Source organism: Burkholderia sp. Ap-955 (assembly GCF_011753045.1).
GTDB classification, from domain to species: Bacteria; Pseudomonadota; Gammaproteobacteria; order Burkholderiales; family Burkholderiaceae; genus Burkholderia; species Burkholderia lata_D.
On record NZ_VWWH01000196.1, the window covers coordinates 1 to 2,179 of the forward strand.

2 protein-coding genes are annotated in these 2,179 nt (G+C 70.6%); one reads left to right on the forward strand and one right to left on the reverse strand.

What is annotated here, in order from left to right:
• Window positions 1-825: tetraacyldisaccharide 4'-kinase (gene lpxK, locus F3J15_RS37195; protein WP_166897768.1), on the reverse strand; the 825-nt coding region annotated here is incomplete at its 3' end.
• 450 nt (window positions 826-1,275) lie between these two features.
• On the opposite strand from lpxK, the gene xseA reads away from it, so the two are divergent.
• A partial coding sequence (xseA, locus tag F3J15_RS37200) for an exodeoxyribonuclease VII large subunit (RefSeq protein ID WP_166897770.1) occupies window positions 1,276-2,179 on the forward strand: 904 nt, incomplete at its 3' end.

A 2,179-nucleotide genomic window follows, 5' to 3' on the forward strand; every position in this document is an offset into this window, starting at 1 on the left:
TCGCGTGGCCGGCGCGAGACCGGCCGCGCGCAGCGTCGCGAAGAAGCGTTCCGGCGCGCCGATGCCGGCGGCGGCGAGCACGCGCTCGTGCGCGAATTGCGACAGCGGACGGCGCAGCGCGGGCTGGTCGAGGTGCCACGCGGCGCCCGGCGTGAGCGTGAGCGAATAGGTGTCGGGCCACGGCGGCAGCGCGCCGCTGTACGGATCGTTGACGAGCGTGGCGTCGCGGTGCCGCGACAGCGGTTCGCGCAACGGCCCGGCCGGCAGCAGGAAGCCGTTGCCGCCGAGCCGGTGGTCGAACACGACGAGCTCGACCGTGCGCGCGAGGCGGTAGTGCTGCAGGCCGTCGTCGCTGACGATCACGTCGACGTCCGGATGCGCGGCGCGCAGCGCCTGCGCGGCCGCGACGCGATCCGGGCAGACCCAGACGGGTGCGCCGGTGCGGCGTGCGATCAGGAGCGGTTCGTCGCCGCCCGCGCTGGCGCGCGACGCGGGCGTGACGGCGGTCGGCGCCTTCACGTTCGCACCGTAGCCGCGCGACACGATGCCGGGCGTGAAGCCGGCCGCGCGCAACGCGTCGACGAGTGCGATCACGGTCGGCGTCTTGCCGGTGCCGCCGACGGTCACGTTGCCGACCACGACGACGGGCACGCCGACGTCGACCGGTTTCTTCCAGCCCTGCGCATAGGCGGTGCGCCGCAGCGCCGCGCACAGGCCGAACACGCAGGCGAACGGCGTGAGCGCCCACGCGAGCGCGCCGCGGCGCTGCCATTCGCGCGTCAGGCGGGCTTCGAGCCGGGCGAGCGGGCCGTCGGGCGCGCTCATCGGGCCGGGCGCGGCATCTCGTGCGCCGCGTCGTGGGACGGATTCGTCAAGGCGGATTCTCCGTTGGGCGGCGCATGCCGCGGGGTCTGCGGAAGGCGGCACTCTAGCGCGCCGCAGGCGGGGGCGGCAAGCGCGACCGGCCGCCGCAGCCTGCGGGGCCGGATCGTGGTGGCTTGTGGATAACTCTGTGAAAAACTCCTCGTTCGATGGCGTCAAACGCCCGCCGGGTGGGCCTCGAATCGGATGAGAATCATTCAGAAAGATTTAAAAATGTATAAAAATCAATGTGTTGGAGAGAATTGTCTGGATTTTTCAGCGGTTTTCACGCGTTTTGGGCCGATGATTGCCAAAGTGTGGACACCTTGCGAACGTCACGGGACATGCGCCCGGCGCTGGACGTCGCGCGCGTGTCGGACTATCGTGTCGCCGCCAGCATTCATCCGATCGTCCATGCCTTCCGACTCCCCATTTGCCGCACCGGGCGCGACCCGCGGCGGCGACGAAGTGATTCCCGTTTCGGCGCTCAATCGCGCGATTTCGACGATGCTCGAGCGCTCGTTTCCGCTGCTGTGGATTTCGGGCGAAGTGTCGAATTTCACACGCGCCGCAAGCGGCCACTGGTATTTCTCGATCAAGGACCAGCAGGCGCAGATGCGCTGCGTGATGTTCCGCGGCCGCGCGCAATACGCGGAGTTCACGCCGCGCGAAGGTGACCGGATCGAGGTGCGCGCGGTCGTCACGATGTACGAGCCGCGCGGCGAAGTGCAGCTCAACGTCGAGGCCGTGCGGCGCACCGGGCAGGGGCGCCTGTACGAGGCGTTCCTGCGGCTGAAGGCGCAGCTCGAAAGCGAAGGGCTGTTCGCGCCCGAGCGCAAGCGGCCGCTGCCGGCCCATCCGCGCGCGATCGGCATCGTCACGTCGCTGCAGGCGGCGGCGCTGCGCGACGTGCTGACCACGCTCGCCCGTCGCGCGCCGCACATTCCGGTGATCGTCTATCCGGCGCCCGTTCAGGGTGCGGGTTCCGCCGAAAAGCTCGTCGCCGCCGTCGAGACCGCGAATGCGCGCCGTGAGATCGACGTGCTGCTGGTCTGTCGCGGCGGCGGCTCGATCGAGGATCTGTGGTCGTTCAACGACGAGGCGCTGGCGCGTGCGATCGCGGCGAGCGAGCTGCCGGTCGTCAGCGGCGTCGGGCACGAAACCGATTTCACGATCGCGGACTTCGCGGCCGACGTGCGTGCACCGACGCCGACCGGTGCCGCCGAGCTGGCGAGCCCGCAGCGTGCGCTGCTGCTGCGCGAGGTCGGCGAGCGCCAGCGCGCGCTCGCGCGGGGCATGGAGCGCCGGCTCGAACAGC